This is a genomic window from Pseudomonas farsensis (assembly GCF_014268805.2).
In the GTDB taxonomy this organism is placed as follows: Bacteria; Pseudomonadota; Gammaproteobacteria; order Pseudomonadales; family Pseudomonadaceae; genus Aquipseudomonas; species Aquipseudomonas farsensis.
Genome location: NZ_JABWRF020000001.1, coordinates 412562 through 437647, shown reverse-complemented (window position 1 = coordinate 437647; position 25086 = coordinate 412562). Strand labels below are relative to the sequence as shown.

The window sequence follows — 25086 nt, the reverse complement described above, 5'->3', positions numbered from 1 at the left end:
CCGTACAGACAAGTGGTGTGACAACCACGGCGACAGTACGATAGACAACTTTGCAAAAAGCCTGCTGTTACCACTGCCGGCTGTCTGCCCGAGCCGACTTTCCGACCCAAGGACACCCACCATGGACCGCGTGCGCAACCTCCTGGAACAAATCCAGGGCCGCCTGGACGAGCTGAACAAGGCCGAACGCAAGGTCGCCGAAGTTATCCTGCTCAACCCGCAACAAGCCACTCGCTTCAGCATCGCCGCCCTTGCCCAGGCCGCCAAGGTCAGCGAACCCACCGTCAACCGCTTCTGCCGCTCGTTCGGCGTCAGTGGCTACCCCGAGCTCAAGCTACAGCTGGCGCAAAGCCTGGCCAGCGGCGCAGCCTATGTCAGCCGTGCGGTTGAAGCCGACGACGACCCGGCAGCCTACACCCAGAAAATCTTCGGCAGTGCCATCGCCTCGCTCGACAGCGCCTGCCAGCAACTCGACCCGCAGCAGGTCAGCCGCGCCGTGGACATGATGATCCAGGCCCGGCAGATCCACTTCTTCGGCCTCGGCGCCTCGGCGCCCGTGGCGTTGGATGCGCAGCACAAGTTCTTCCGCTTCAACCTTGCCGTGTCGGCCCACGCCGATGTGCTGATGCAGCGCATGCTGGCCTCGGTGGCGCACACCGGCGACCTGTTCGTGATCATTTCCTACACCGGGCGCACCCGCGAGCTGGTCGAAGTTGCGCGCGTGGCCCGCGAAAACGGCGCCTCGGTGCTGGGCCTGACGGCAGCAGGCTCGCCATTGGCCCAGGCCTGCAGCATGAGCCTGCATATCCCGCTGCCCGAAGACACCGACATTTATATGCCGATGACCTCGCGGATCATCCAGCTCACCGTGCTCGACGTGCTGGCCACCGGCATGACCCTGCGCCGGGGCGTGGACTTCCAGCCGCACCTGCGCAAAATCAAAGAAAGCCTCAACGCCAGCCGCTACCCCGTCGAGGACGACGACCTCAACTGAGCCGGTGCGCCTGCAAACGCAGGTGCGCGCGCTCACCCGGCGCCAGGCTCAGGCCGGCATCGCTGCCGCTTGCCGCCTCGACACAGACAAACCCCTGGCACTCGCGCCCGCTTACACCCATCAGCGGCCGTCGGCCCGGGTGCCACACCACGGTGTCGTCGCTGTCGCCGGTATCGATGCACAGCTCGCGCTGCCAGGCCGGGTCATGCAACTGCACCTTGGGCGTGCCGGGGTACACCTTCTGGCAGCCGCCGCGCAGTTTCAGGGCACCGTCTTCACGGCAGGCCTGGCGGTTGAGACGGTCATAGCCTTCGATATCCTCAAGCCCGGACAGCGCTACCTTTGACACGTCACTGATACGCCAGTAAGCCAGCAGCGCATGGCTCAACTGGCAGGGTTCGCTGTCCTGGTGCTCGGTGCTCAGGCTCAGCTCCATGCTCGCCCCCAGCCGCGCGTGCAGGTCAACCTGCCAGTCGCACAGGTCCAGGCGCCACTTCAGGCTCACGCCGTCTTCGTCTTCAGAACTTTCGACCAGCTTCCAGTCCAGCAGCCGTGCCCAGCCATGGGCCGGCCACAAGTCCTCGCTGGGGTGGCGGCCGTACCACGGCCAGCACACCGGCACGCCGCCACGGATAGCGCCCACCTGCGGCCACTGTTCGGCGCACCACAACCAAGGCTTTTCGCCAGCAGGCTGGAAGTGCAGCAACTGCCCGCCCTGACGGCTGAACACCGCCTGGCAGCGAGGGTGGTCGATGATCAGGACATCGCGCTGCTGGTAACGCTCCCACTCGAACGTCGGCCGTGGCCGTTGCGTGGTGAAGAAGCGATGTAGCGGATGTTCAGGCATGGTTCCAGGCTCATTGTTGTTTGAGATAGCGCTGTCTCGACCCCGGCGCGCTAACCACTGCAGACCAGTGGTTAGCGGTAGGCCGAAAATGGATGGCGTAAATTTACAACAATTTTTCTCAGAATGACGACTGAATCTTCAGCCCTGCGACCAACGCGTTGTCCACCTGGTCAACGCCACCTGGGCTCTTGATGTACTGCAGGTTGGGCCGCACGGTCAGCCAGTTGGTGACGTGGAAGCCGTAATACAGCTCGGCGTTGTACTCGGTGCGCTGCAGCGGCACGAAGCTTGGGTTGTCGTAATCGTTGATACCGCTGATGGCATTGAGCTGCTCGGCGCGCTTCTTCACATCGTCGTTGACGTGGATGCGGGCGATGCCGAAACCGATGTCATCCTTGGGCCGGCTGTCGAAGGCGCCCTTGTAGACCATGCCCACCTGTTGGTAGTTGTCGACCACGTTGGTGGCCTTGTCGTGCACGGTGAAGTTGGCGAACAGGCTCAGGCCGCGGCTGGCATCGCTGGCGTGCGAGGTGACCTGCTGCTGCGCCACCACCCACCAGCCATGCTTGCTCGAATGCGACTTGAAGCCTGCACCGGTCAGGCCCTGCGGGTTGCCGTTGACGTCGTCGTAGACATCCTCGGCCTTGGCAGTGCTGTAGTAGTAACCCAAGCGGTATTCGCCGGGCAGGCCATTGACCTGCGGCGACCAGACCATTTCCACCGGCAGGATCGTGCCCTTGGTGCCGCTGCCGCTGAGCTTGAAGCCATTGCCGGTTTCAAGGTTGGAGGGGTTCTGTTCGAAGGCGCCCACCTGGACGAAGAATTCCGGGGTGATGTTGTATTTAACCCGCAGCGCCCACTGGCTGACGGGCCAGTTGTACCAGATGCCGCCCACCCAGTTGCCCACCTGCGAGCCGCAGAACGCCAGGTTCTGGAAGTCGCAGGGGAAGCTGTTGAAGTCCTCGCCGGGGCCGAAGCGGCCGGCTTTGACGTCCAGCGCCCCGTCGAAGTACTTCTGCTTGACCCACATCTGCGTCAAGCGCCAGGTCTGGCCACGCCCCCACACTTCCTGCACCGAGCTGAACTGCCCGGCACGCGGGTCGCTGATGCGGTCGTTGGACAGGTTTCGGCCGCTACGCTCGGTGATCGCCAGTTTGAATTCGGCATCATGCCAGCCGAAGATCTTTTGCAGGTCCAGGTGCGCGCCGAGGGCGAACTGGTCGCTGTAGCGTGCGGTTTTGTCGTCGTTGTAGCCCCCGTTGAGGTTGCCGGCCACTTCACCGACGTAGTCGAGGGTGAAGTCGTAGCCTTTGTCGAGCAACTCGGTGCGAGTGCCGCCCCAGTCGCCGGTCATCCATTTGGACTCCGACGAGAAAGCTTCGCCAGCCTGTGCGCCACTGCTGCCCACGATGGCCAACAAAGCCAGCGAGCCCAGCGTCCTGATGCGATTGCGCTGTTCCATCCCTTTGTGTCCTCTTTTCTTGTTATCGGTTGTACAGAACGGTGTATCAATCGTCTCTTCTGCAGGAGCGGCCTTGTGCCGCGAACGGCTGCAAAGCAGCCCCGGCAGGTTTGCAGGAGGCCCAGGCAGTGGGCCCGCTACGCGCGCCTTTCGCGGCACAAGGCCGCTCCTACACAGGGACCGCGTCGGGTTTGACGGCCCTTGAAAGGTCCAGCCGCTCGCCAGTGCTGGCATCGAACAGCAGCACCCGCTCCGGGTCGAACTGCAGGTCGAGGCTGTCCCCCACCCGGCATGCCACATCCGGGGCCAGGCGACAGCAGACCTTGGTCTGGTTGAGGGTGACGAATACCAACAGGTCCGGCCCGGTCGGCTCGGTCACCTGCACCTCGGCGCGGATACCCGGCAAACCATTGCCCGGCGCGCTGCCCAGGGTGATCTGCTCGGGGCGCACGCCAAGCATCAGCTCACGCCCTTCAAGGCCATCACCGGCGCTGCCCAGCGGCAGCTCGCAGCGCGCCTGGCCGCTGTCGAGCAGCGCCAGCACGCGGCCGTCCTGGCGGCTCAGGCGCACCGGGATGAAATTCATCGGCGGTGAACCGATGAAGCTCGCCACGAACAGGTTGGCCGGGTCGTTGTAGATCTGCTGCGGGGTGCCGAACTGCTGGATGATGCCGTCCTTCATCACCGCCACCTTGTCGCCCAGGGTCATGGCCTCGATCTGGTCATGGGTGACGTACACCGTGGTGGTCTTCAGGCGTTGGTGCATCAGCTTGATCTCGGTGCGCATCTCCACCCGCAGCTTGGCGTCGAGGTTCGACAGCGGCTCGTCGAACAGGTAGATCTTCGGCCGCCGCGCCAGCGCCCGGCCCATGGCCACACGCTGCTGCTGGCCACCGGACAGCTGCCCAGGCTTGCGCCCCAGCAGGTGCTCGATCTGCAGCAGCTTGGCCACCCGTGCAACTTCCTCGTCGATGGCCGCCTGGGGCAGCTTGCGGATCTTCAGGCCGAAGGCGATGTTGTCGCGCACGCTCATGGTCGGGTACAGCGCATAGGACTGGAACACCATGGCGATGTCGCGATCCTTCGGGCTCATGCCGCTGACGTCCTCGTCGTCGATCAGGATCGCACCGCCGCTGATGCTTTCAAGCCCGGCGATGCAGTTCATCAGGGTCGACTTGCCGCAGCCCGAAGGCCCCACCAGGATCAGGAACTCGCCATCGCGGATGGCCAGCTGGATATCCTTGAGGGTGTCCGGCAGGCCGCTGCCGTAGGTCTTGTGCACATTGCGTAGTTCGAGTGTTGCCATGATTTACCCCTTGACTGCGCCGGCGGTCAGGCCGCGCACGAAATACTTGCCTGCCACCACGTAGACCAGCAGCGTCGGCAGCCCGGCGATCATCGCGGCGGCCATGTCGACGTTGTATTCCTTGGCCCCGGTGCTGGTGTTGACCAGGTTGTTCAGGGCCACGGTGATCGGTTGCGAGTCGCCACTTGAAAACACCACGCCGAACAGGAAGTCGTTCCAGATCTGGGTGAACTGCCAGATCAGGCAGACCATGATGATCGGCGTCGACATCGGCAGGATGATCCGCCCGAAAATGGTGAAAAACCCGGCACCGTCCAGGCGCGCAGCCTTGACCAGCGCATCGGGAATGCTCACGTAGTAGTTGCGGAAAAACAGCGTGGTAAAGGCCAGCCCGTAGACCACATGCACCAGCACCAGGCCCGTGGTGGTGCTGGCCAGGCCTAGCTTGCCGAGGGTGAACGAGGCCGGCAGCAATACGGTCTGGAACGGCAGGAAGCAGCCGAACAGCAACAGCCCGAAGAACAGCTGCGAGCCACGGAAACGCCACATCGACAGCACATAGCCATTGAGCGCGCCGATGCTGGTGCTGATCAGCACCGCCGGCACCGTGATCAGGATCGAATTGACGAAGTAGCCACTGACCGTCGCCCAGGCCTTGCTCCAGCCGCTGCCGGTAAACTGAACCGGCCAGCTCAGCAGGTTGCCCGTACTGATGTCCTCGGGGGTTTTGAAGCTGGTCAGCAGCATCACCACCAGCGGCACCAGGTACACCAGCACGGCCAGCAACAGCACCGCATAGATGGCCAGGCGGCTGAGGTTCAGCGCAGGTTTTGCGTTCAGGCTAGTCATGGCGTTTGCCCCGCAGTTCCGAGTACAGGTAAGGCACCAGGATCGCCAGGATGGCGCCGAGCATCAGGATGGCGCTGGCCGAGCCCATGCCCATCTGCCCTCGGCTGAAGGTGAACGAGTACATGAACATCGCCGGCAGGTCCGAGGAGTAGCCAGGGCCGCCTGCGGTCATCGCCGCCACCAGGTCGAAGCTCTTGATGGCGATGTGCGAAAGGATCATCAGCGAGCTGAAGAACACCGGGCGCAGGCTGGGCAGCACCACGGTCCAGTAGATACGCGGCAGGCTGGCACCATCGAGCTGGGCGGCGCGGATGATCGACTGATCGACCCCGCGCAGGCCGGCGAGGAACATCGCCATGATGAAGCCCGAGGCCTGCCACACAGCGGCGATCACCAGGCAGTACACCACCCGGTCGGGGTCGATCAGCCAGTCCAGGCGAAACCCTTCCCAGCCCCAGTCACGCAGCAGCTTGTCAAGCCCCATGCCGGGGTTGAGCAGCCATTTCCAGGCGGTGCCCGTGACGATCATCGACAGCGCCATCGGGTACAGGTAAATGGTGCGGATGAAGCCTTCGCGGCGGATGCGCTGGTCGAGCAGCACCGCCAGCAGCACGCCGATGGCCAGGCTGATGGCGATGAACAGGCCACCGAACAGCAGCAGGTTCTTGCTCGCCACCCACCAGCGGTCGTTGTCGAACAAGCGTGCGTACTGCGCCAGCCCCGCCCACTTGTAGGTGGGCAGGAACGTCGAGGTGGTGAACGAGAGGACAAAGGTCCACAGGATGTAGCCGTAGAAGCCCACCAGCACAATGAACATGCTCGGCGCCAGCACCAGTTTCGGTAGCCAGCGCTGTAGCGCGTCCAGGGGTGAGGCCCGCAGGCGGGCGGTTGTTGCGGTCATGGTTCACCTCAAAGGCGCTGCACTCCCTGTAGGAGCGGCCTTGTGCCGCGATGGGCTGCACAGCAGCCCAAGGGCGCAAAGCCAACACCTACCTGAAAGATCGAGTGCGCAGGTTCAGGGGCTGCTGCGCAGCCCATCGCGGCGCAAGGCCGCCCCTACAATGGTTCGCGTCGGCTTTACTTGGCGGATTTGACCGCGGCGTAGAGCTTCTTCGCCGCATCGGCGGGGTCAGCCTTGGGGTCGTTGATGTAGTTGGTCACCACATCGAAGAACGCGCCCTGTACCGCCAGGGTGGTGGCCATGTTATGCGCCATGCTCGGCTGCAGGCCGCCGCTCTTGGCGTCGGCGAGGAAGTCCTTGGCGGCGGTTTGCGCGCAGCTGTCGAAGCCATATTTGCCCATGTCGGCGAGCATGTCGTTACGCACCGGTATCGAGCCCTTGTTGATGCTGAACACCTTCTGGAAGTCCTGGCCGAGCACCTTGCGCGCGATGTCCTGCTGGCCGGCTGCGGTGCCGGCGTCCTTCTGCTTGAACACCACCAGCGAGTCGATGTTGTACAGGAACGCGTTTTGCGTGCCGGGGAACGCTACGCACTGGTAGTCGGTGCCGGCGGTTTTCCTGGCCAGGGTCCATTCACTCTTGGCCCAGTCGCCCATGATCTGCATGCCGGCCTTGCCGTTGATCACCTTGGCCGCTTCCAGGTTCCAGTCCTGGCCCTTGCCGTCCGGGTCCATGTAGGTGGCGACCCTTTTCAGTTCGGTCAGCGACTTGACCATGCCCGGGCCGGTCAGGGCGTCTTCGTCCAGGTCGACCAGGGCCTTCTTGTAGCCATCGACGCCCATCACCGCCAGCACCACGCTTTCGAACACGGTGCTGTCCTGCCAGGGCTGGCCGCCGTGGGCGAGTGGGATGAAGCCTGCTGCCTTGAGCTTGTCGGCGGCGGCGTAGAACTCATCGAGGGTGGTCGGCGCCTTGGCGATGCCGGCCTTCTTGAATACGTCCGGGTTGATCCACAGCCAGTTGATGCGGTGGATGTTCACCGGTACGGCCACGTAGTTGCCTTCGTACTTGACGGTGTCGGCGACTTTCTTGTCGAGCAGGCCGTCCCACTGTTCCTGCTTGGCCACATCCTTGAGCACTTCATCGTCGAGCAGGCCGGTTGCGGCCCATTCCTGGATGTCGGGGCCCTTGATCTGCGCAACGCCCGGCGGGTTGCCGGCAACTGCGCGGCTTTTGAGCACGGTCATCGCGGTGGCGCCACCACCACCGGCAACGGCGCCATCCTTCCAGATGAAACCGTCTTTTTCGACCTGGGCCTTGAGCACATCGACGGCGGCTTTTTCGCCGCCGGACGTCCACCAATGGACCACTTCCACGCTGCCTTTGGAGTCGGCGGCATGGGCGCTGAGCGAGCACAGGGAAGCGAGGGAAACGGCAGCGGCGAGACGGAGCGTCGGGTGCATGGGAATACCTTTCTTGTTGTTATGCATGGCAAGACTGTCGCTTGCATTGCATGGAGTGTAAGTAGCGCGCGCCGCCCGGCAGGTAACGAACGGATGCGCGAATGTCATCAAATGGTTACAAAGCGAGAGCGCTGGCCAGGCTTGGCGCCAGCGGCAGGCGCGGCAGCAGCAGCGCCTGCAGGGCGTGATACAGGTCGGGCTTGCCGCCCCAGATACGCGCGCCGGGCAAGTTGGCGGGGTCGAGTTCGTGGTGCCAACTGCCATGCACAGGGTCGATGAAGTACTCGGCGATAAAATCCCAGATGCGGCGATAACAGCACTCGTACTGGCCTTCACCAGTACGTTTGAGCAGCGCTGCCGCCGTGGCACTGGCCTCGGCGTGTACCCAATGCAGGCGCTCGCGCACTACCGGGCGATTGCCCCAATCGAGGGTGTAGACCAGCCCCGGCGCGCCATCGACATGCCAGGCGTTGTGCCAGGCGCTGTCGAACAGCCCGCGCGCAGCCGGCAGCAAGCCGTCTGGCGCAGGCAGCCCAGCCCGTTGCAGCGACGCCTCCAGGTGCAGCAGCAGCCGCGCCCATTCGAAAGCATGGCCCGGGGTGGTGCCGTAGGGGCGAAAACCATCGGCGGGCAGGTTTTGGTTGTAGTCGGGCTGCGGCTGCCAGTGGCTATCGAAGTGCTCGGTAACACGCAAACCATCACCGGCGGCCTGGCGCAGAATCAGCCGTTGCACCACCGCCACTGCACGCTCCAGCCAGCGTGGCTGGCCGGTGACATCGGCTAGCGCCAGAAACGCCTCGACCCCGTGCATGTTGCTGTTGGCGCCACGGTAGGCTTCGCAGCTTTGCCAGTCGCGGCTGAACGATTCGCGCAGGGCGCCTTGTTCTTCGCACCAGAAATGCCGTTCGATCACCTCGATTGCGTCAGCGAGCAAGGCCTGCGCCTCGATCACCCCGGCCACCACGGCCGAGCTTGCCGCCAGGGCGACAAACGCATGCAGATACGCCGCCTTGCGCCCGTCGCCGTGCCCTTCGGGGGCGGCCAGCCAGCCGCCATGCAGCGCATCGTGCAACGGCCCTTGCAGGGCGGCGACGCCATGCTCGACCAGCCCTTTGCAGCCAGGCACGCCATGCAGATGGGCCAGGGCAAAGCTGTGGGTCATGCGTGCGGTGTTCAAGGTTTCGGCAACTGCGCCGCGCGGCAGGCGGCCAGCGTCGTCGAGGTTGCCAAAGCCCTGCGGCAGGCGGGAGGCGCGGGCGAAATCCAGCAGGCGCAGGGCCTCGCGGGTAAGCCAGGCATGGTGGGCGGGGGCATCGAGCCAGTAGTTGGCCATTGGCGGGGCTTCCTTGTTGTTGTCAGCCGATTCTAACCAGCCGTCCTGGCTGGCATGTCACGAAGGCCGGCGGGATTGTCACCGGGTAGTGACCTGCAAAACGACACTATCCGCTGTTGATTGTGTAGGAGCGGCCTTGCGTCGCGAACGGGGCGCGTAGCGGCCCCAGGATCTGCGCATCATGCAAAATCGGCGGGGCCGCTACGCAGCCCTTTCGCGACACAAGGCCGCTCCTACAGGGATCAGGCGCAGACGCGATAGTGATGTGATCCAGGCAAGCGCTCACTCGGCCATGCGCGGCAAGTACAAGGTCACCCGCAAGCCTCCCCCACGCAAGTTCAGCAAACTCACCTCACCGCCATGGCTATGGGCAATATTGCGCGCAATGCCTAGCCCCAGCCCATAACCCTGCTGCTGCCCAGCCAAGCGGAAATGCGGCTCGAACACCTGCTCCAGGCGCTGCTCCGGAACGCCCGGCCCTTGGTCATCCACTTGCAGCACGAAGCTCTCGCGGCTATCGATCACCCGCAAGTGCGCCCGCTCGCCATACTTGATTGCGTTGTCGATCAGGTTGCCAATACAGCGCCGCAGCGCCAGCGACTTGCCCAGATAAGGCGCCAGCGCACAGCCCTCAAGGGTGATGCGGCCGTCACCCAGGTAGGGTTCGGCGAGGATATCGAGCAACTGGTTAAGGTCGATCGGTTCGATGTTCTCGTGGATATCGGTGTCCTTCACACATTGCAGCGCCCCTTTGACCAGCAGCTCCAGCTCATCGAGGTCGCGGCTGAACCGGGCCTGCAACTGCTCGTCTTCCAGCAGCTCGACGCGCAGGCGCAGGCGGGTGATCGGTGTGCGCAGGTCGTGTGATACGGCACTGAACAACTGGGCGCGCTCGGTCAGGTAGCGGCTGATGCGCTCGCGCATGCTGTTGAACGCCCGGCTCACCTCCACCACTTCGCTGCCGCCCCCCTCGGCCAGCGGCGCAACATCGGCGCCCAGTGACATTTCCCGCGCTGCCCGCGCCAGGCGCTTGAGCGGACGGGTTTGCCAGTGCACCAGCAGGCCGATGAACACCAGCAGCATCAAGGTGGTCAGGGCGATGAAACCGATCTGCTGGCGCGGCAGGCGTTCGGCCTCAAGGCCCGTGTAGGGTTCGGGCAGCAGCGAGGCGATGTATAGCCATTCGCCCTCGCCCAGGCGGATCTGAGTCACCAGCACCGGTGGGTTGAGCGGCTCCAAGGTAAGCGAATAGTGCGCCCACGAGCGCGGCAGTTCGTCGAGCTTCAGGCCGCTGTTGAAAATACGCAGGTCGTCGGGGCTGACGAACTCCACCGACACTTCCATCTGCGCGCCCAGGCGTTCATGCAGCACCTGCTCGAACACCTCGATCACCGCCCGCTTGCGCGGGGTGACCGGCAGCACCGGCATATCCAGCGGCTTGTCATTGAGCGATACGAAAAACCGCGTGCCGCCCATGCTGCGCAACTGGTCCAGCACCAGTGGCCGGTAGGCGACCGGCAGCGAGCGGAAGTAGCTGACGCTGGCGCTCATGGAATGGGCCAGGCTGCTGGCGCTGGCGCGCAGCCCCTGCATCTGGCTGGCGCGCAGTTGTGCAACCCAGATCAGGCTCGAAAGGCCTTGGGCCAGTACCACCACCAGCAAGGTCAGCAGCAGCATGCGCCCCAGCAACGAGCGCGGCAGCAGGCGCCGCCGCGCCTCGCTAGGCCGGGCAGACATTGGCTGCCAGCAAGTAGCCACTGCCGCGCACGGTGCGGATCAGCCTGGGCGGTTTTTCACAATCGCGCAGGCGCTGGCGCAAGCGGCTGACCGCCATGTCGACGATACGGTCCAGCGGCATCGGTTCGCGGCCACGGGTGGCGTTGCCGATGGTGTCGCGGTCGAGAATCTGCTGCGGATGGTCGAGAAACAGCTTGAGCAGGGCAAAGTCGGCACCGGACAGAATCACCTCTTCGCCGTCGCGGTGGAACAACCGGTGGCTGACTGTGTCCAGGCGCCAGTCATCGAATGCCAGCACCGCACTGGGCGCCAGCGCCTGGCCAAACTCGGCGCGGCGCAGCAGAGCCTTGATGCGGGCCTGCAGTTCGCGCGGGCTGAAGGGTTTGCCCAGATAATCATCGGCACCCAGTTCAAGGCCGATGACCCGGTCGGCTTCATCGCAGCTTGCGGTCAGCATGATGATCGGTACCCGTGCCAGGCGCGGGTGCTGGCGCACCCAACGGCACAGGCTGAAGCCGTCTTCGTCGGGCAGCATCACATCGAGAATCAGCAGGTCGAAATTGCCAGCATCGAGCGCCCGGCGAAAGCCCTGGCCATCGGCTTCGGCCTGCACCTGCAAGCCTGCGCGGCTGAGGTAGGTTTGCAGCAATTCACGAATATCCTGATCGTCATCGACCATCAGGATCGATTTACCGGCAGTACTCACAATGGTCCATCCTCTGGTAATCGCAGATCTTTGTGTCTGCTGTTGGCGCCCTCACCGACCGTGGGAGCGGGCTTGCCCCGCGATGAGGTTTACTGATCCAACGCCTGCTGCAACGCCACCCCCGCCCCCAGCAACCCGGAAAACTCAGCGGTCACCAGCCACACCGGCACCCCGCTGAAGTAACCGCTCATGCAGCCTTTGTCGGCAAAGCTAGCCGCAAAACCGCTGCGCAGGAACAGCTCGGCAAAACGCGGTATCACTCCACCGACGATATACACCCCGCCGCGCGCACCCAGCGTCAGCACGTTGTTGCCCGCCACGCGCCCCAGAAACCGGCAGAACTGCTCCACCACCGCCAGCGCCCGCGGCTCGTTGCCCAGTGCTGCGTCGGTGATCTGCGCCGGAGTACGGTGCGTGGGGGTGTCGCCATCCAGCGCACACATGGCCTCGTACAAGCGCACCAGGCCACCACCACTGAGCACCGTTTCGGCGCTGACATGGCCGATCTGGCGGTGAATCTGTTGATGGATCGCCGCCTCGCGCAGGTTGCCGACCGGCAAGTCGACATGCCCGCCCTCCCCCGGCAGCGCCATCCAGTGTCGCTCGCCCAGCCGCAGCAGGCTGCCGACGCCCAGCCCGGTGCCTGGGCCGATAACCAGCGCTGGGCGCGACGGGTCGGGCTGGCCGGGGCAGACTTCGCGATACTCCCCTTCGTTCAGGCGGGTCATGCCCAGCGCCATCGCGGTAAAGTCGTTGATCAGCAGCAGTTGCTCGACTTGCAGCGTGCGGCAAAACGCCGTGCGGCTGAGGCGCCAATGGTTGTTGGTAAAACGAAACTCATCGCCGTCCACCGGCCCCGCCACTGCCAGGCACACCGCCGCAAGGCCGCCGGGGGCGATGTGCTGGTCGGCAAGGTAGGCGCCGATGGCTTGCTCGGGGCTGGTGTAGTCAGCGGTGGCAAACACCTGCACCGCATGCAGCTGGTTGCCTTGCCACAGGCCAAAACGGGCGTTGGTACCGCCAATGTCACCCACCAGCAAAGCCTTCATTCAAGGTTCTCCAGTGCCGAAGTGAAGGCGCTCGCGCCTTTTTCGGCGGTGCTGAACGCCACCCGCATGAAGCCGAACAGCTCGCGCCCGCAGCCCAGGTCGTTGCCCTGGGGCGGCGCCGGCAGCTCGCGGGCGGCTAGTTCTTCAGCCGACACCATGATCTGCAAGGTGCCTTCGACACCATCGACACGCACTCTGTCACCATCGCGCACCCGTGCCAACGGGCCGCCATCGAAGGCTTCAGGGCACACATGGATGGCTGCCGGAATCTTGCCCGAAGCGCCAGACATACGCCCATCGGTCACCAACGCCACCTTGAAGCCACGGTCCTGCAATACGCCGAGGAACGGCGTGAGCTTGTGCAGCTCGGGCATGCCATTGCAACGTGGGCCCTGGAAACGCACCACGGCGACGAAATCGCACTCAAGCTCGCCGGCCTTGAAGGCATCGGCCAGCGACTGCTGATCATGGAACACCCGCGCCGGGGCCTCGACCACCTGGTGCTCGGGGGCCACCGCAGACACCTTCATCACCCCACGCCCCAAGTTGCCTTCCATCACCCGCAGCCCGCCTTCAGCCGAGAACGGCCGCGCCACGGGGCGCAGGATGGTCTCGTCGAGGCTGTGCGGTGTGCCTTCGCGCCAGACCAACTGGCCATCCTCGAGGAAGGGCTCCTGGGTGTAGCGGCGCAGGCCCGGCCCGGCGACGGTATTGACGTTCTCGTGCAACAGGCCGGCATCGAGCAGCTCGCGGATCAGGAAGGCCATGCCACCACAGGCCTGGAAGTGATTGATGTCAGCTTTGCCGTTGGGGTAGACGTGGGACAGCGTCGGCACCACCTCGGACAGGTCGGCCATGTCCTGCCAGGTCAGCTGGATGCCGGCAGCCTGGGCAATTGCCGGCATGTGCAGGGTGTGGTTGGTCGAGCCGCCGGTGGCGTGCAGGGCCACGATGGAGTTGACCAGCGCTTTTTCGTCGACGATCTGCCCAATCGGCATGAAGCTGCCGCTGGCCTTGGTCATGCGCGTGACCTGGCGCGCCGCCTCGGCAGTAAGGGCATCGCGCAGCGGCGTGTAAGGGTTGACGAACGAGGCGCCGGGCAAGTGCAGGCCCATCACTTCCATCACCAGCTGGTTGGTGTTGGCGGTGCCGTAGAAGGTGCAGGTGCCGGGGCTGTGATAGCTGTTCATTTCCGATTCGAGCAGTTGCTCGCGGGTGGCCTTGCCCTCGGCGTAACGCTGGCGTACATCGGCTTTTTCCTTGTTGGAAATGCCCGACACCATCGGCCCGCCCGGCACGAACACGGTCGGCAGGTGGCCAAAGCGCAGCGCGCCCATCATCAGGCCCGGCACGATCTTGTCACAGATGCCCAGCATCAATGCCGCATCGAACATGTTGTGCGACAGTGCAATGGCGGTGGACATGGCGATCACTTCGCGGCTGGCGATAGCCAGCTCCATGCCCGGCTCGCCCTGGGTGACGCCATCGCACATCGCCGGCACGCCACCTGCAAACTGGCCGACCGAGCCAATTTCGCGCAGGGCCTGCTTGATCTGTTCGGGGAAGTGCTGGTACGGCTGGTGGGCCGAGAGCATGTCGTTGTAGGCCGAGACGATGGCCACGTTGGCAGCGTTCATCAGGCGCAGGGTCTGCTTGTCTTCGCCGCCGCAACCGGCCACGCCGTGGGCGAAGTTGGCGCATTGCAGGCTGGCACGCATGGGGCCGTCACTGGCCGCGCCGTGGATCAGCTCAAGGTAGCGTTCACGGGTACGGCGGCTGCGGGCGATCAGCCGTTCGGTGACCTCAAGGATGCGCGGGTGCATGTACTGACTCCAGGCTGACGGTAAGGGCGGGCCTCAGGGGAATTGTCCCTCCAAACGATTGCGGCCTAGGCTCAATAACAGCATGCCTGGCGCAGCCGTGGAGCGGCTTCCCGACCACTCGTTGTAGATTTAACAAAATACTGCCACTAAAAAGGCTTGTTTTCTATCCAGCAGTGCATAATCTTGTAATTCCAATAACAAAACCGTTTCAGTGAAGCTGCTCTTTGTGCCACAGGCTTCACCCGACTGCCAGAGGTAACGCCATGACCCTTCGCATCGCCATCAATGGATTCGGCCGCATCGGGCGCAATGTCCTGCGCGCACTCTACACGCAAGGCTATCGCCAGGACCTGCAGGTCGTCGCCATCAACGACCTGGGCGACAGCACGATGAACGCCCACCTGCTCAAGTACGACAGCGTCCACGGCATTTTCGACGCAAACGTTGAAGCCGACCATGAAAGCATCACCGTCAACAGTGACCGCATTGCCGTCAGTGCCATCCGCAACCCGGCAGAGCTGCCCTGGAAAGCCCTGGGTATCGATGTGGTATTCGAGTGCACCGGCTTGTTCACCGACCGCGCCAAGGCCGCCGCGCACATCAGCGCCGGGGCCGGCAAGGTGATCATCAGCGCGCCGGCCAAGGGCGCCGATGCCACGGTGGTGTACGGCGTCAACCACGACGTGCTGCGCGCCAGCCACCAGGTTATTTCCAACGCCTCGTGCACCACCAACTGCCTGGCCCCGGTGGCCCAGGTGCTGCACCGCGAGTTCGGCATCGAGCAAGGCTTGATGACCACCATTCATGCCTACACCAACGACCAGGTGCTGACGGATGTGTACCACGGCGACCCGTACCGGGCGCGCTCTGCCACCCAGTCGATGATCCCGAGCAAGACCGGCGCTGCCGAGGCGGTGGGCCTGGTGCTGCCGGAGCTGGCAGGCAAACTCACCGGCATGGCGGTGCGGGTCCCGGTGATCAATGTGTCGCTGGTGGATTTGACGGTGAACCTCAAGCGCGAGGCGAGCGCCGAAGAGGTCAATCAGGTGATGCTCGAAGCCAGCCGGCATTCCCGTGTGCTGGGCTACAACACGCTGCCGCTGGTGTCTTGCGACTTCAACCACAACCCGTTGTCGTCGATCTTCGATGCCAACCACACCAAGGCCAACGGGCGCATGCTCAAGGTGCTGGCCTGGTATGACAACGAGTGGGGCTTCTCCAACCGCATGCTCGACAACTGCCTGGCGTTGTTCCAGGCCAGGTAGCCGGGCCGGAATTATCCTGTGGGAGATTCTATGGTTTTGTACAAGCCTGTTCCCGCCAGATATATCTCCTTGTGGCGAGCGGGCTTGCCCGCGTTGGGCTGCGCAGCAGCCCTTGTTTTCAGGGCTGCTGCGCAGCCCAACGCGGGACAAGCCCGCTCGCCACAACGCTCTGTCATTTCCCACAGGATTGGGTCCAACCAGCAATGTGCGGTTGAGCAGGGCCTGCGATGAGGCCGCAACAGCTCTGCACATAACTGCGCACCCAGAACCCGCGGAGTGCTTTAACCATTATCCCTTTGTGACATATTCCCGCTTGACCGCGCCTACGGATGATAAGCATTATCATTAACCCCGGACGGTCAGGTTTCCCCGTGAGTCAGTCTCGCTTCAATTCAGTGTTCCTCACCCAGCGCCTCAGCCTGTTGCGCACCCTGCAACGTATGGTGGGCAACCCGAGCACCGCCGAGGATCTGCTGCAGGAAACCTATCTGCGGGTCACCCGCGCCTTGGGCGAGCGCCCCATCGAGCACCTCGAACCTTTCGTTTTCCAGACCGCGCGCAACCTCGCGCTGGACCACCTGCGCGCCCGCCGGGTGCAGGCACGCTTGCTGGTCGATGACCTACCCGAGCAGGTGCTGCACAACGTCGCCGCCCCGGCGGGCAGCAGCGAAGACGCCGCCGCGGCCGAACAACTGCTCAAGCACCTGAGCATCAGCCTCGGCCAGTTGAGCGAACGCCAGCAGCAGATTTTCATCCAGAGCCGCCTGCACGGCGCCAGCTACCTGGAAATTGCCGAACAGCTGAAGGTTTCGGCCAGCACCGTCCAGAAGGAATTGAAACTGATCATGGCCATCTGCATGGGCGTTGCCAACCGTCACCAGTGACCCGCGCGCGCCGCAAAGGCCTTGCCATACGCAGGGCCTGCACTGATCATGCGCAGCACATGCTGCCCAAGGACTCCCCGTGACTGACCAGCCCTCCTCTCGCCCGACACCTGCCGAGCCGCAAGCCCGCGCCCGTGCCCGCGAACAGGCGATGGACTGGCTGATCCGCCTGCAGTGCGCCAGCGAGCAGGACACCGAAGCCTTCGAGCATTGGCTGGGCGCAGAGCCGCAAAACGCCGAAGCCTATGTCGAGGCCGAAGCGCTGTGGAACGGCGCGCCTTTGCGCCAGGCTGCAGTAGAGCTGCACAACAACCGCCGCCGCTCGCTCGGCAGGCGCGTACGCCGCCACTGGAAACCGCTGGCCACCGCCGCCTTGTTGCTGGTCGGGCTGTTCACCTTCGGCAACCTGCCGGTGCGCCTGCAGGCCGACCATCTCACCGTGGTCGGCGAGCGCCAGCGCCTGCAACTGGGCGACAGCGTCAACGTGCTGCTCAACACCAACTCGGCGTTTGCCAGCGATCTGCACGGCGCCCGTCCGGTTGCACGGTTGCTGCAAGGCGAGGCGTATTTCGAAGTGACCGGCAATGGCCAGCCGCCGCTGGAAGTGCAAGCTGGCCCCTTGCGCGCACGTGTGAGCGACACCGACTTTGCCGTGCGTTACCTGGACGGCGAAGCCCAGGTGCGGGTGCAGCGTGGCGATGTCGACCTGCAAGGCAGCACCGACCAACGCATCCGCCTCAGTGCCGGCGACAGCATCAGCGTCGGCCCCCAGGGCTTCGGCCCGCGCCAGCGCCCGGACCTGCGCCAGGAACTGGCCTGGGTCGATGGCCGGCTGGTGTTCGAGAACTGCCCGCTGAGCCAGGTGCTGGCCGAACTGCAGCGCTACTACCCAGGCTGGATCATCAACCGCAACGCCCAGCTGGAACAGGTGGCCGTCACCGGCAACTACCGCCTCGACCAGCCGCTGCAAACCCTGCGCGCCCTCGCCCACATCACCTCGGCGCAGCTGCACGAATACCCCGCACTGGTCATTCTCAACTGACCCAAAGTTTTTTTACGCGATCACCACGCCCCGCCCGTCTCGTTATAGCCAATACGACTGATTCTCGTTCGAAACCTCGAATTCGGGAACAACCAACGCCTATAACCTTGCGTGACAGGGAGCGCTTTCGATGTCCTCAGGTCCAACCCGCCCGTCTATTACTGCCCGTTGCGGCCAGCTTTCGCTGTTAACCCTGGCGCTGCTCGCCAGCGCCGCTGGCAGCCTGCCCGCGGCAGCAGCCGAACCCGCCCAGGCCAACAGCCCGCGAATGGGCGACTACCGCTTCGCCATTGCCCAACAGCCGCTGGTGTCGGCAGTCAATGCGTTCAGCGCGGTGACCGGTTGGCAGGTCGGCTTCAGCGCCGAGCTGGCCGACGGGGTAGCGTCGCCGGGCGTACGCGGCGCGCTCACGCCGGAAGCGGCACTACAGCGCCTGTTGCAAGGCACGGGCCTTGGCTACCGCAAGATCGGCAACGGCAATGTGGTGCTGGAGCGTCAGACGGCAGGCAACGTCATCGCCCTGCAACAGATGACCGTCAGCGCCACCCGCAGTGCCCAGGACGTCAGCCAGGTGCCAAGCACCGTCAGCGTTCAGGGCCGCGAACAGCTCGACCGGCAGAACGTCAATTCCATCAAGCAACTGGTGCGCTACGAACCGGGCGTGTCGGTGGGTGGCGTCGGCCAGCGCAGCGGCCTGAACGGCTACAACATTCGCGGTATCGACGGTGAACGCATTCTCACCCAGGTCGATGGGGTGTCGATTCCTGACAGTTTCTTCTACGGCCCTTACGCCCAGACACAGCGCAACTATGTCGACCCCGAGATCATCAAGCGCGTGGAGATTCTGCGCGGCCCGGCTTCGGTGCTGTACGGCAGCAATGCCATCGGCGGCGCCGTCAGCTACTTCACCCTCGACCCGGAGGACATCATCAAGCCCGGCAAGGATCTCGGTGCGCGCCTGAAAACCGGCTACAGCTCGGCCGACGAAAGCTGGCTGACCTCGGCCACCGTTGCCGGCCGCCAAGGCGACTTCGACGGTTTGCTGCACCTGAGCCAACGTAAGGGCCATGAGACCGAGTCCTATGGTGAACGCGGCGGCACCGGCCTTGAGCGCACCGCGGCCAACCCGGCCGATGCGCGCACCACCAACGTGCTGGCCAAGCTCGGCTGGAACTACGCCGATGACGCGCGCCTGGGGCTAACTTACGAGCACTACAAAGACGACCGCGACCAGAACCTGCTCAACGCCGTGGGCGGGCCATTCGTTCCTGGCTTCCCTGCTTTCAACTCGTACCGCATGCGCCAGGGCAGCGACACCATCACCCGCGAGCGGCTGGGTATCAACCAGGAGTTCGGCCTCGACAGCCTGCTGGCCGACCATATGAAGTGGAGCCTGAACTACCAGATCGCCAAGACCGATCAGCGCACCGAGGAACTGTATTTCACTGGCGGGCGGCAGATGTTCCGCGACCGTCAGACCACCTACAAAGACCGCCAGTGGGTACTCGACGCCCAGTTCGACAAGGCCTTCAGCATTGGCGCCACCGATCACCTGCTGACTTACGGCACCACCCTCAAGCACGAGAAAGTCACCGGCCTGCGCCAGGGCACCGGCACCTGCCTGAACGTCGGCGGGCTGTGCACTGCCATCGGCCAGGTCCTGCCCCGCGACAGCCAGGCACCGGTCAGTGATTTCCCCGCCCCGACCATCAACACCTACAGCCTGTTTGCCCAAGATGAAATCCGCTGGAACAACTGGACCTTCCTGCCCGGTGCCCGCTATGACTACACCCACCTGAAACCGGAAATGACCGACGAATTCCTGCTAGGCGTGCAAGCCGGCCTGGCCACGGGCGCCACCGATTTCGATGATTCCGCGAAGAAATGGCACCGCTTGTCACCCAAGTTCGGCGTGACCTACGCGTTCAACGACCACTACACCTGGTACGGCTCCTATGCCGAAGGCTTCCGCACGCCGACCGCCAAGTCTATGTACGGCCGCTTCGAGAACACGACCCTGGGGTACAGCGTTGTGCCCAACCCGAACCTTGAGCCGGAAAAGAGCAAGAGCTACGAGACCGGCCTGCGCGGCAACTTCGAGGCAGGCAACTTCGATGTGGCAGTGTTCTATAACAAGTACCGCGACTTCATCAACGAGGACGCGGTCAAGGCCTCCGACCTGACCTCCGAGTTCCAGGCCAGCAACATCAAGCACGCCACCATCAAGGGCGCCGAGGCCAAGGGCCGCCTCAACCTCGAGCACTTCGGCGCGCTGCCGGGCCTGTACACCCAAGGCTCGGTGGCCTACGCCCAGGGCCGCAACGACGATAGCGGCGAGCCGCTGAACAGCGTCAACCCGCTGACCGCCGTGATCGGCCTGGGCTATGAACAGCAGACTTACGGCGGCCTGCTGAGCTGGACCCTGGTCAAGCGCAAGGACCGCGTGGACGACACCAGCTTCTTCGCCCCGGACGGCAGCAGCAAGCGGTTCCGCACACCGGGCTACGGCGTGCTCGACCTGAGCGGTTTCTACAAGGTCACTGACGACGTCACCGTCAATGCCGGCCTGTACAACCTGACCGACAAGAAATACTGGCAGTGGGATGACGTGCGCGGCTATGACGCCCAGGGTGAAGCCTCGGTGACCCAACCGGCCAACCTTGATCGCCTGACCATGCCGGGGCGCAACTTCGCCGTCAATGTGGTGTGGGATATCTGATCTACATCTGCTCTTTGCAAACCTGCACCGGCCTCATCGCAGGCTGTCGCCAGCTCCCACCGAGATCGCGCGCAGCCGCAGTATTGAGGCCTTGCCCAGATCCTGTGGGAGCTGGCGACAGCCTGCGATGAGGCCGGTGCAGGCTTGCACAGAACCATAGGATCTCCCACAGGAAAATCCCCGCTGACATGCCCTGTGTGTCGCGAAGCGGCCCCAGGATGTGCGCACCATCAAGAATCGCCGGGCTCGCGCCGGTTTTGCCGGCGGTTTTTTTACTGTCCCTGACCCGCTGCTTCGTCTTGTCACTAGACGCCCTATCAATCAAGGATTACCCATGACCGATCGCCCAACCCTGCGCTCGCAACGCCTCAACCAGGTGACCCACGCCCCGCACACCGAGCTGGATGCGCTGGTGAAGTCGCACAAGCCTTTCGACAGCCGCGAAAGCTTCGCCCGCTTTGTCGTCGCCCAGTACCTGTTCCAGTCCGAGCTGCAAGCGCTGTACACCGCCCCGCAACTGATCGCCATCATCCCGGACCTGGCAGCGCGCTGCCGCGCCGACCAGGCCCGCCTGGACCTCGCCGACCTCGGCACCGAAGTGCCCACCGCACACCCCGGCGCCTTGCACAGCCCAAGCCTGGGTGAAGCGCTGGGCTGGATCTTCGTCTCCGAAGGCTCCAAACTGGGCGCCGCGTTTTTGATCAAACGCGCCGTGGCGCTGGAGCTGTCCGATACGTTCGGCGCCCGTCACCTCGGTGAGCCGGCCGGTGGCCGCGCTGAAGGCTGGAAACAGTTCACCCGTATTCTCGACAGCCTGGAGCTGTCGGCCGAAGAAGACGCCGCCGCCGAACGGGGCGCAGTCGCCGCCTTCGAGCGTTTCACCGAACTACTCAAAGCGGCTTACGCCGCAGACGCCGCGCTGGCCTGACACGCTTTACCCGGGCCCCCAGCGGGGGGCCGCACTGTTGCAGTGAGACCATGACCCGAATAGCCCGCTCGAAACTGTCCCGCCTGCTGTATGCGATCCTGGCCTATGTGAGCCTGGGCATTGGCCTTGTGGCCATCGTCATCCCTGGTTTGCCGACCACCGAGTTCATTCTGCTGGCCGCCTGGGCCGCGACACGTAGCTCCCCGCGCCTGTCGGCGTGGCTGGAGAACCACCGGTTGTTCGGGCCGATCATCTACAACTGGCGCAATGGCAAGGTGATCAAGCGCCGGGCCAAGGTCAGCGCCACCCTGAGCATGCTGCTGTGCGCCGGCATCATGCTGGTTGTGCTTGGCCTGCGCTGGCCGGTGTATCTGGCAATCGGCGGTATGGCCCTGGGTAACCTGTGGATCTGGTCGCGCCCGGAACAACTACCCACCCCCACAGGCATCGACCAAGCCGCTGGCAAATAGCCTGCTTATAGGCTCAGCACTCCGCTATACAACGCATATGCCGCCACCCCGGCACCGGCAAGCACCAGGGCGAAAATCAGCTTTTCCCACCCGGTAAACAAACGCTGCCCCTGCTCATGCCTGGCCCGGGCAAACAGGATCACCCCAGGCGCGTACAACAACGCCGACAGCAAGACGTACTTGAGCCCGCCTGCATACAGCAGCCACACCGCGTACAGCAACGCAACCAGCCCCACCAGCAGGTCCTTGCGGCGCAAACCTGGCTGGCCGGCATAGCTTTCACCGCGCAGCGCCAGCAACACCGCATAGGCCGCCGACCAGAAATACGGCACCAGAATCATCGATGACGCCAGGTAGATCAGGCTGGTATAGGTGCCTGCCGACACCAAGGTAATCAGCAGAAACACCTGGATCATGCTGTTGGTCAGCCATAGTGCGTTGGCCGGTACGTGGTTGGCGTTCTCGCGGGCCAGAAAACGCGGCATGGTGCGGTCGCGGGCGGTAGCGAACAGAATTTCAGCGCAAAGCAACGCCCACGACAGCAGTGCCCCAAGCAACGAAACCGCCAGCCCAATGCTGATCAGCAACGCCCCCCACGGCCCGACGATATGCTCAAGCACCGAGGCCAGCGACGGGTTCGGTAACCCGGCAAGCTCAGGCTGGGTCATTACCCCAAGCGACAGCACGTTGACCAGCACCAGCAGCGCCAGCACCCCGAGGAACCCCAGCACCGTCGCCTTGCCGACATCCGAGCGGCGCAGCGCCCGGCCTGAATAGACGCTGGCGCCTTCGATGCCGATGAACACGAAGACTGTCACCAGCATCATGTTGCGCACCTGCTCCAGCACGCTGCCGAACTGCGGGTTGCTCAAGCCCCAGATATCGCGGGTGAAGATATCGGCGCGGAAAGCAAACGCGGCAATGACGATGAACAACAGTAACGGCAGCACCTTGGCCACCGTGGTCACCTGGTTGATGAACGCGGCCTCCTTGATGCCGCGCAGCACCAGAAAGTGCACCGCCCACAACAGCAGCGAGGCGCAGCCGATGGCCAGTGGCGTGTTGCCCTCGCCAAAAGCCGGAAAGTAGAAACCCAAGGTGCTGAACAACAGCACGAAGTAACCGACATTGCCCATCCAGGCGCTGATCCAGTAACCCCATGCCGACGAGAACCCCATGTAGTCGCCAAACCCGGCCTTGGCGTAGGCATACACCCCCGAGTCCAGTTCGGGCTTGCGGTTGGCCAAGGTCTGGAACACGAACGCCAGCGCCAGCATGCCGACGGCAGTGATACCCCAGCCGATCAGCACCGCGCCCACATCTGCGCGTGCGGCCATGTTTTGCGGCAACGAGAAGATGCCGCCACCGATCATCGAGCCGACCACCAGCGCGATCAGTGCACCAAGGCGCAGTTTATGTCCGGGTTCGCTCATTGCGCCTCCTTGAGGCCTATTTGTAATAACGCTGAAACAGCACGTTAACTAACGGCGCGATAACAAGCGCCAATGGCAATCAAACCGGGTGTATTGATAGCCATAGCGTCTATCAAAAACGCGGTAATTACCGAGTTTTTAGCCGATAAATGTTGGTCTTGCGCAGTCCACCGCGTTTTTAAGTGAACAATTTGCGAAACAGGCAAAAGCGACTAGTTTGAAAGTTCGCAGGTGAAACGGAGTGTTTGCTTTGGAAAGACATGGAGGTGCCAGCGCACAAGGCCTGCAGCAGAGCTGTCGGCATCCTCCAGGAGTCGCATGAAGGATTTTTCCGTACCTTCATGTGGGCATGACCTGATCTAAATCAGCGAATGGTAAAGGCGTCAGATTTAATCTGATGTCAACTTTCTCCTGGCACGGAGTCAATAAATGTCTGATTCTCCCGGAAAACTCAAACTGGGTGCACTGGTTGCACTTGTCGTCGGCTCGATGATCGGTGGCGGCATCTTCTCGCTGCCGCAAAACATGGCCGCCAGTGCAGGCGTCGGTGCTGTCTTGATCGGTTGGGCCATCACCGCAGTCGGCATGCTCACCCTCGCCTTCGTGTTCCAGACCCTGGCCAATCGCAAGCCTGACCTGGACGGCGGGGTGTACGCCTACGCCAAGGCCGGGTTCGGTGACTACATGGGCTTTTCCTCAGCCTGGGGCTACTGGATCAGCGCCTGGCTGGGCAACGTCGGCTACTTCGTGCTGTTGTTCAGCACCTTGGGCTATTTCTTCCCGGTGTTCGGTGAAGGCAATACCCCAGCAGCGGTAATCGGCGCCTCGGTGCTGCTGTGGGCGGTGCATTTTCTGGTGCTGCGCGGCATCAAGGAAGCAGCGTTCATCAACCTGGTCACCACCGTGGCCAAAGTGGTGCCGCTGGCGCTGTTCGCGCTGATCTGCCTGTTTGCCTTCCGGCTCGACATCTTCACCGCCGACATCTGGGCGGTGGGCACGCCGGAGCTGGGCAGTGTGATGGACCAGGTGCGCAACATGATGCTGGTCACCGTGTGGGTGTTCATCGGCATCGAAGGCGCAAGCATCTTCTCTTCACGCGCCGAGAAACGCGCCGATGTCGGCAAGGCGACCGTGATCGGCTTCGTCACCGTGCTGCTGTTCCTGGTGCTGGTGAACGTGCTGTCGCTGGGGGTGATGACCCAGCCAGAACTGGCCAAGCTGCAGAACCCATCGATGGCCGCCGTGCTTGAGCATGTGGTCGGCCACTGGGGCGCGGTGCTGATCAGCGTGGGGCTGATCATCTCGCTGCTGGGGGCGCTGCTGTCGTGGGTGCTGCTGTGCGCCGAGATCATGTTCGCCGCCGCCAAGGACCACACCATGCCGGAGTTCCTGCGCCGCGAGAACGCCAACCAGGTGCCGGCCAACGCCCTGTGGCTGACCAACGCCATGGTGCAGATCTTCCTGGTGATCACGCTGTTCTCCAACAGCACCTACCTGTCGCTGATCTACCTCGCCACCTCGATGATCCTGGTGCCTTACCTGTGGTCGGCGGCCTACGCGGTGCTGCTTGCCTGGCGCAACGAGACCTACGAACAGGCCCTGGCCGAGCGCAAGAAGGACCTGATCATCGGCGGCATCGCCCTGGTGTACGCCATCTGGCTGCTGTATGCGGGCGGCGTTAAGTACCTGCTGCTGTCGGCGCTGCTGTACGCCCCTGGCGCGATCCTGTTCGCCAAGGCCAAGCACGAGATGGGCCAGCCGATCTTCACCAGCCTTGAAAAGCTCATTTTCGCCGCCGTGGTAATCGGCGCGCTGGTAGCCGCCTATGGGCTCTACGACGGCTTCCTGACCTTGTGACCCCTTTACTGGAGGAAT

The 25086-nt window shown here is 63.6% G+C and carries 20 protein-coding genes; 8 read left to right on the top strand and 12 right to left on the bottom strand.

Annotated elements, in window-relative coordinates; translation table 11 throughout:
* Nucleotides 1-130: 130 nt before the first annotated feature.
* Nucleotides 131-994: a DNA-binding transcriptional regulator HexR gene (hexR, locus tag HU719_RS02000; RefSeq protein ID WP_217843707.1), complete on the top strand. Its 864-nt coding sequence runs from the start codon at nucleotides 131-133 to the stop codon at nucleotides 992-994.
* Here hexR and HU719_RS01995 read toward each other — a convergent pair.
* The 11 genes from HU719_RS01995 to edd form a co-directional block, all read right to left on the bottom strand.
* On the bottom strand, nucleotides 987-1841 hold the full coding sequence (locus tag HU719_RS01995) for a D-hexose-6-phosphate mutarotase (protein WP_186520826.1): 855 nt from the start codon (nucleotides 1839-1841) through the stop codon (nucleotides 987-989). The two genes, hexR and HU719_RS01995, sit on opposite strands and share 8 nt — an antisense overlap.
* 118 nt (nucleotides 1842-1959) lie before the next feature.
* Nucleotides 1960-3303, bottom strand: coding sequence for a carbohydrate porin (locus tag HU719_RS01990; protein WP_186520827.1), 1344 nt, complete (start codon nucleotides 3301-3303; stop codon nucleotides 1960-1962).
* Nucleotides 3304-3472: 169 nt separating this feature from the next.
* Nucleotides 3473-4609, bottom strand: coding sequence for an ABC transporter ATP-binding protein (locus HU719_RS01985; RefSeq protein ID WP_186536225.1), 1137 nt, complete (start codon nucleotides 4607-4609; stop codon nucleotides 3473-3475).
* 3 nt (nucleotides 4610-4612) lie between these two features.
* Nucleotides 4613-5458, bottom strand: coding sequence for a carbohydrate ABC transporter permease (locus HU719_RS01980; RefSeq protein ID WP_186520829.1), 846 nt, complete (start codon nucleotides 5456-5458; stop codon nucleotides 4613-4615).
* Nucleotides 5451-6359: a carbohydrate ABC transporter permease gene (locus tag HU719_RS01975; protein ID WP_186520830.1), complete on the bottom strand. Its 909-nt coding sequence runs from the start codon at nucleotides 6357-6359 to the stop codon at nucleotides 5451-5453. Before HU719_RS01975 ends, HU719_RS01980 begins: the two co-directional genes overlap by 8 nt.
* A 176-nt stretch (nucleotides 6360-6535) precedes the next feature.
* Nucleotides 6536-7822: an ABC transporter substrate-binding protein gene (locus HU719_RS01970; RefSeq protein WP_186536226.1), complete on the bottom strand. Its 1287-nt coding sequence runs from the start codon at nucleotides 7820-7822 to the stop codon at nucleotides 6536-6538.
* Nucleotides 7823-7937: 115 nt separating this feature from the next.
* Nucleotides 7938-9155, bottom strand: coding sequence for a D-mannose isomerase (locus HU719_RS01965; RefSeq protein ID WP_186536228.1), 1218 nt, complete (start codon nucleotides 9153-9155; stop codon nucleotides 7938-7940).
* A 282-nt stretch (nucleotides 9156-9437) separates the two neighbouring features.
* On the bottom strand, nucleotides 9438-10892 hold the full coding sequence (locus HU719_RS01960; protein WP_186520833.1) for an ATP-binding protein: 1455 nt from the start codon (nucleotides 10890-10892) through the stop codon (nucleotides 9438-9440).
* A complete protein-coding gene (locus HU719_RS01955) occupies nucleotides 10876-11598 on the bottom strand; it encodes a response regulator (RefSeq protein WP_186536230.1) in 723 nt (240 codons plus the stop codon). Before HU719_RS01955 ends, HU719_RS01960 begins: the two co-directional genes overlap by 17 nt.
* A gap of 89 nt (nucleotides 11599-11687) precedes the next feature.
* Entirely contained in the window at nucleotides 11688-12647 is a 960-nt protein-coding gene (locus HU719_RS01950; RefSeq protein WP_186536231.1) for a glucokinase, read from the bottom strand.
* Nucleotides 12644-14470: a phosphogluconate dehydratase gene (gene edd, locus HU719_RS01945; protein ID WP_186536233.1), complete on the bottom strand. Its 1827-nt coding sequence runs from the start codon at nucleotides 14468-14470 to the stop codon at nucleotides 12644-12646. Before edd ends, HU719_RS01950 begins: the two co-directional genes overlap by 4 nt.
* Before the next feature lie 263 nt (nucleotides 14471-14733).
* Here edd and gap point away from each other — a divergent pair, with 263 nt between their 5' ends.
* From gap to HU719_RS01915, 6 genes are all read left to right on the top strand, one after another.
* Entirely contained in the window at nucleotides 14734-15735 is a 1002-nt protein-coding gene (gene gap, locus HU719_RS01940; RefSeq protein ID WP_186520837.1) for a type I glyceraldehyde-3-phosphate dehydrogenase, read from the top strand.
* A gap of 371 nt (nucleotides 15736-16106) precedes the next feature.
* The gene (locus HU719_RS01935; protein WP_186520838.1) at nucleotides 16107-16619 is read left to right on the top strand and encodes a sigma-70 family RNA polymerase sigma factor; all 513 of its coding nucleotides are present in this window, start codon (nucleotides 16107-16109) and stop codon (nucleotides 16617-16619) included.
* Between the two features lie 79 nt (nucleotides 16620-16698).
* The gene (locus tag HU719_RS01930) at nucleotides 16699-17661 is read left to right on the top strand and encodes a FecR family protein (RefSeq protein ID WP_186536899.1); all 963 of its coding nucleotides are present in this window, start codon (nucleotides 16699-16701) and stop codon (nucleotides 17659-17661) included.
* A 130-nt stretch (nucleotides 17662-17791) separates the two neighbouring features.
* Nucleotides 17792-20380, top strand: a complete 2589-nt coding sequence (locus HU719_RS01925) for a TonB-dependent receptor (protein ID WP_186536900.1) — start codon at nucleotides 17792-17794, stop codon at nucleotides 20378-20380.
* Nucleotides 20381-20714: 334 nt separating this feature from the next.
* Nucleotides 20715-21308, top strand: a complete 594-nt coding sequence (locus tag HU719_RS01920) for a biliverdin-producing heme oxygenase (protein ID WP_186536901.1) — start codon at nucleotides 20715-20717, stop codon at nucleotides 21306-21308.
* 50 nt (nucleotides 21309-21358) lie between these two features.
* Nucleotides 21359-21778, top strand: a complete 420-nt coding sequence (locus HU719_RS01915) for a YbaN family protein (RefSeq protein WP_186536902.1) — start codon at nucleotides 21359-21361, stop codon at nucleotides 21776-21778.
* A 5-nt stretch (nucleotides 21779-21783) separates the two neighbouring features.
* Here HU719_RS01915 and arcD (HU719_RS01910) read toward each other — a convergent pair whose 3' ends face one another.
* On the bottom strand, nucleotides 21784-23211 hold the full coding sequence (gene arcD, locus HU719_RS01910; protein WP_186536903.1) for an arginine-ornithine antiporter: 1428 nt from the start codon (nucleotides 23209-23211) through the stop codon (nucleotides 21784-21786).
* A 429-nt stretch (nucleotides 23212-23640) separates the two neighbouring features.
* On the opposite strand from arcD (HU719_RS01910), the gene arcD (HU719_RS01905) reads away from it, so the two are divergent.
* A complete protein-coding gene (gene arcD, locus HU719_RS01905) occupies nucleotides 23641-25068 on the top strand; it encodes an arginine-ornithine antiporter (RefSeq protein WP_186520844.1) in 1428 nt (475 codons plus the stop codon).
* Nucleotides 25069-25086: the final 18 nt, after the last annotated feature.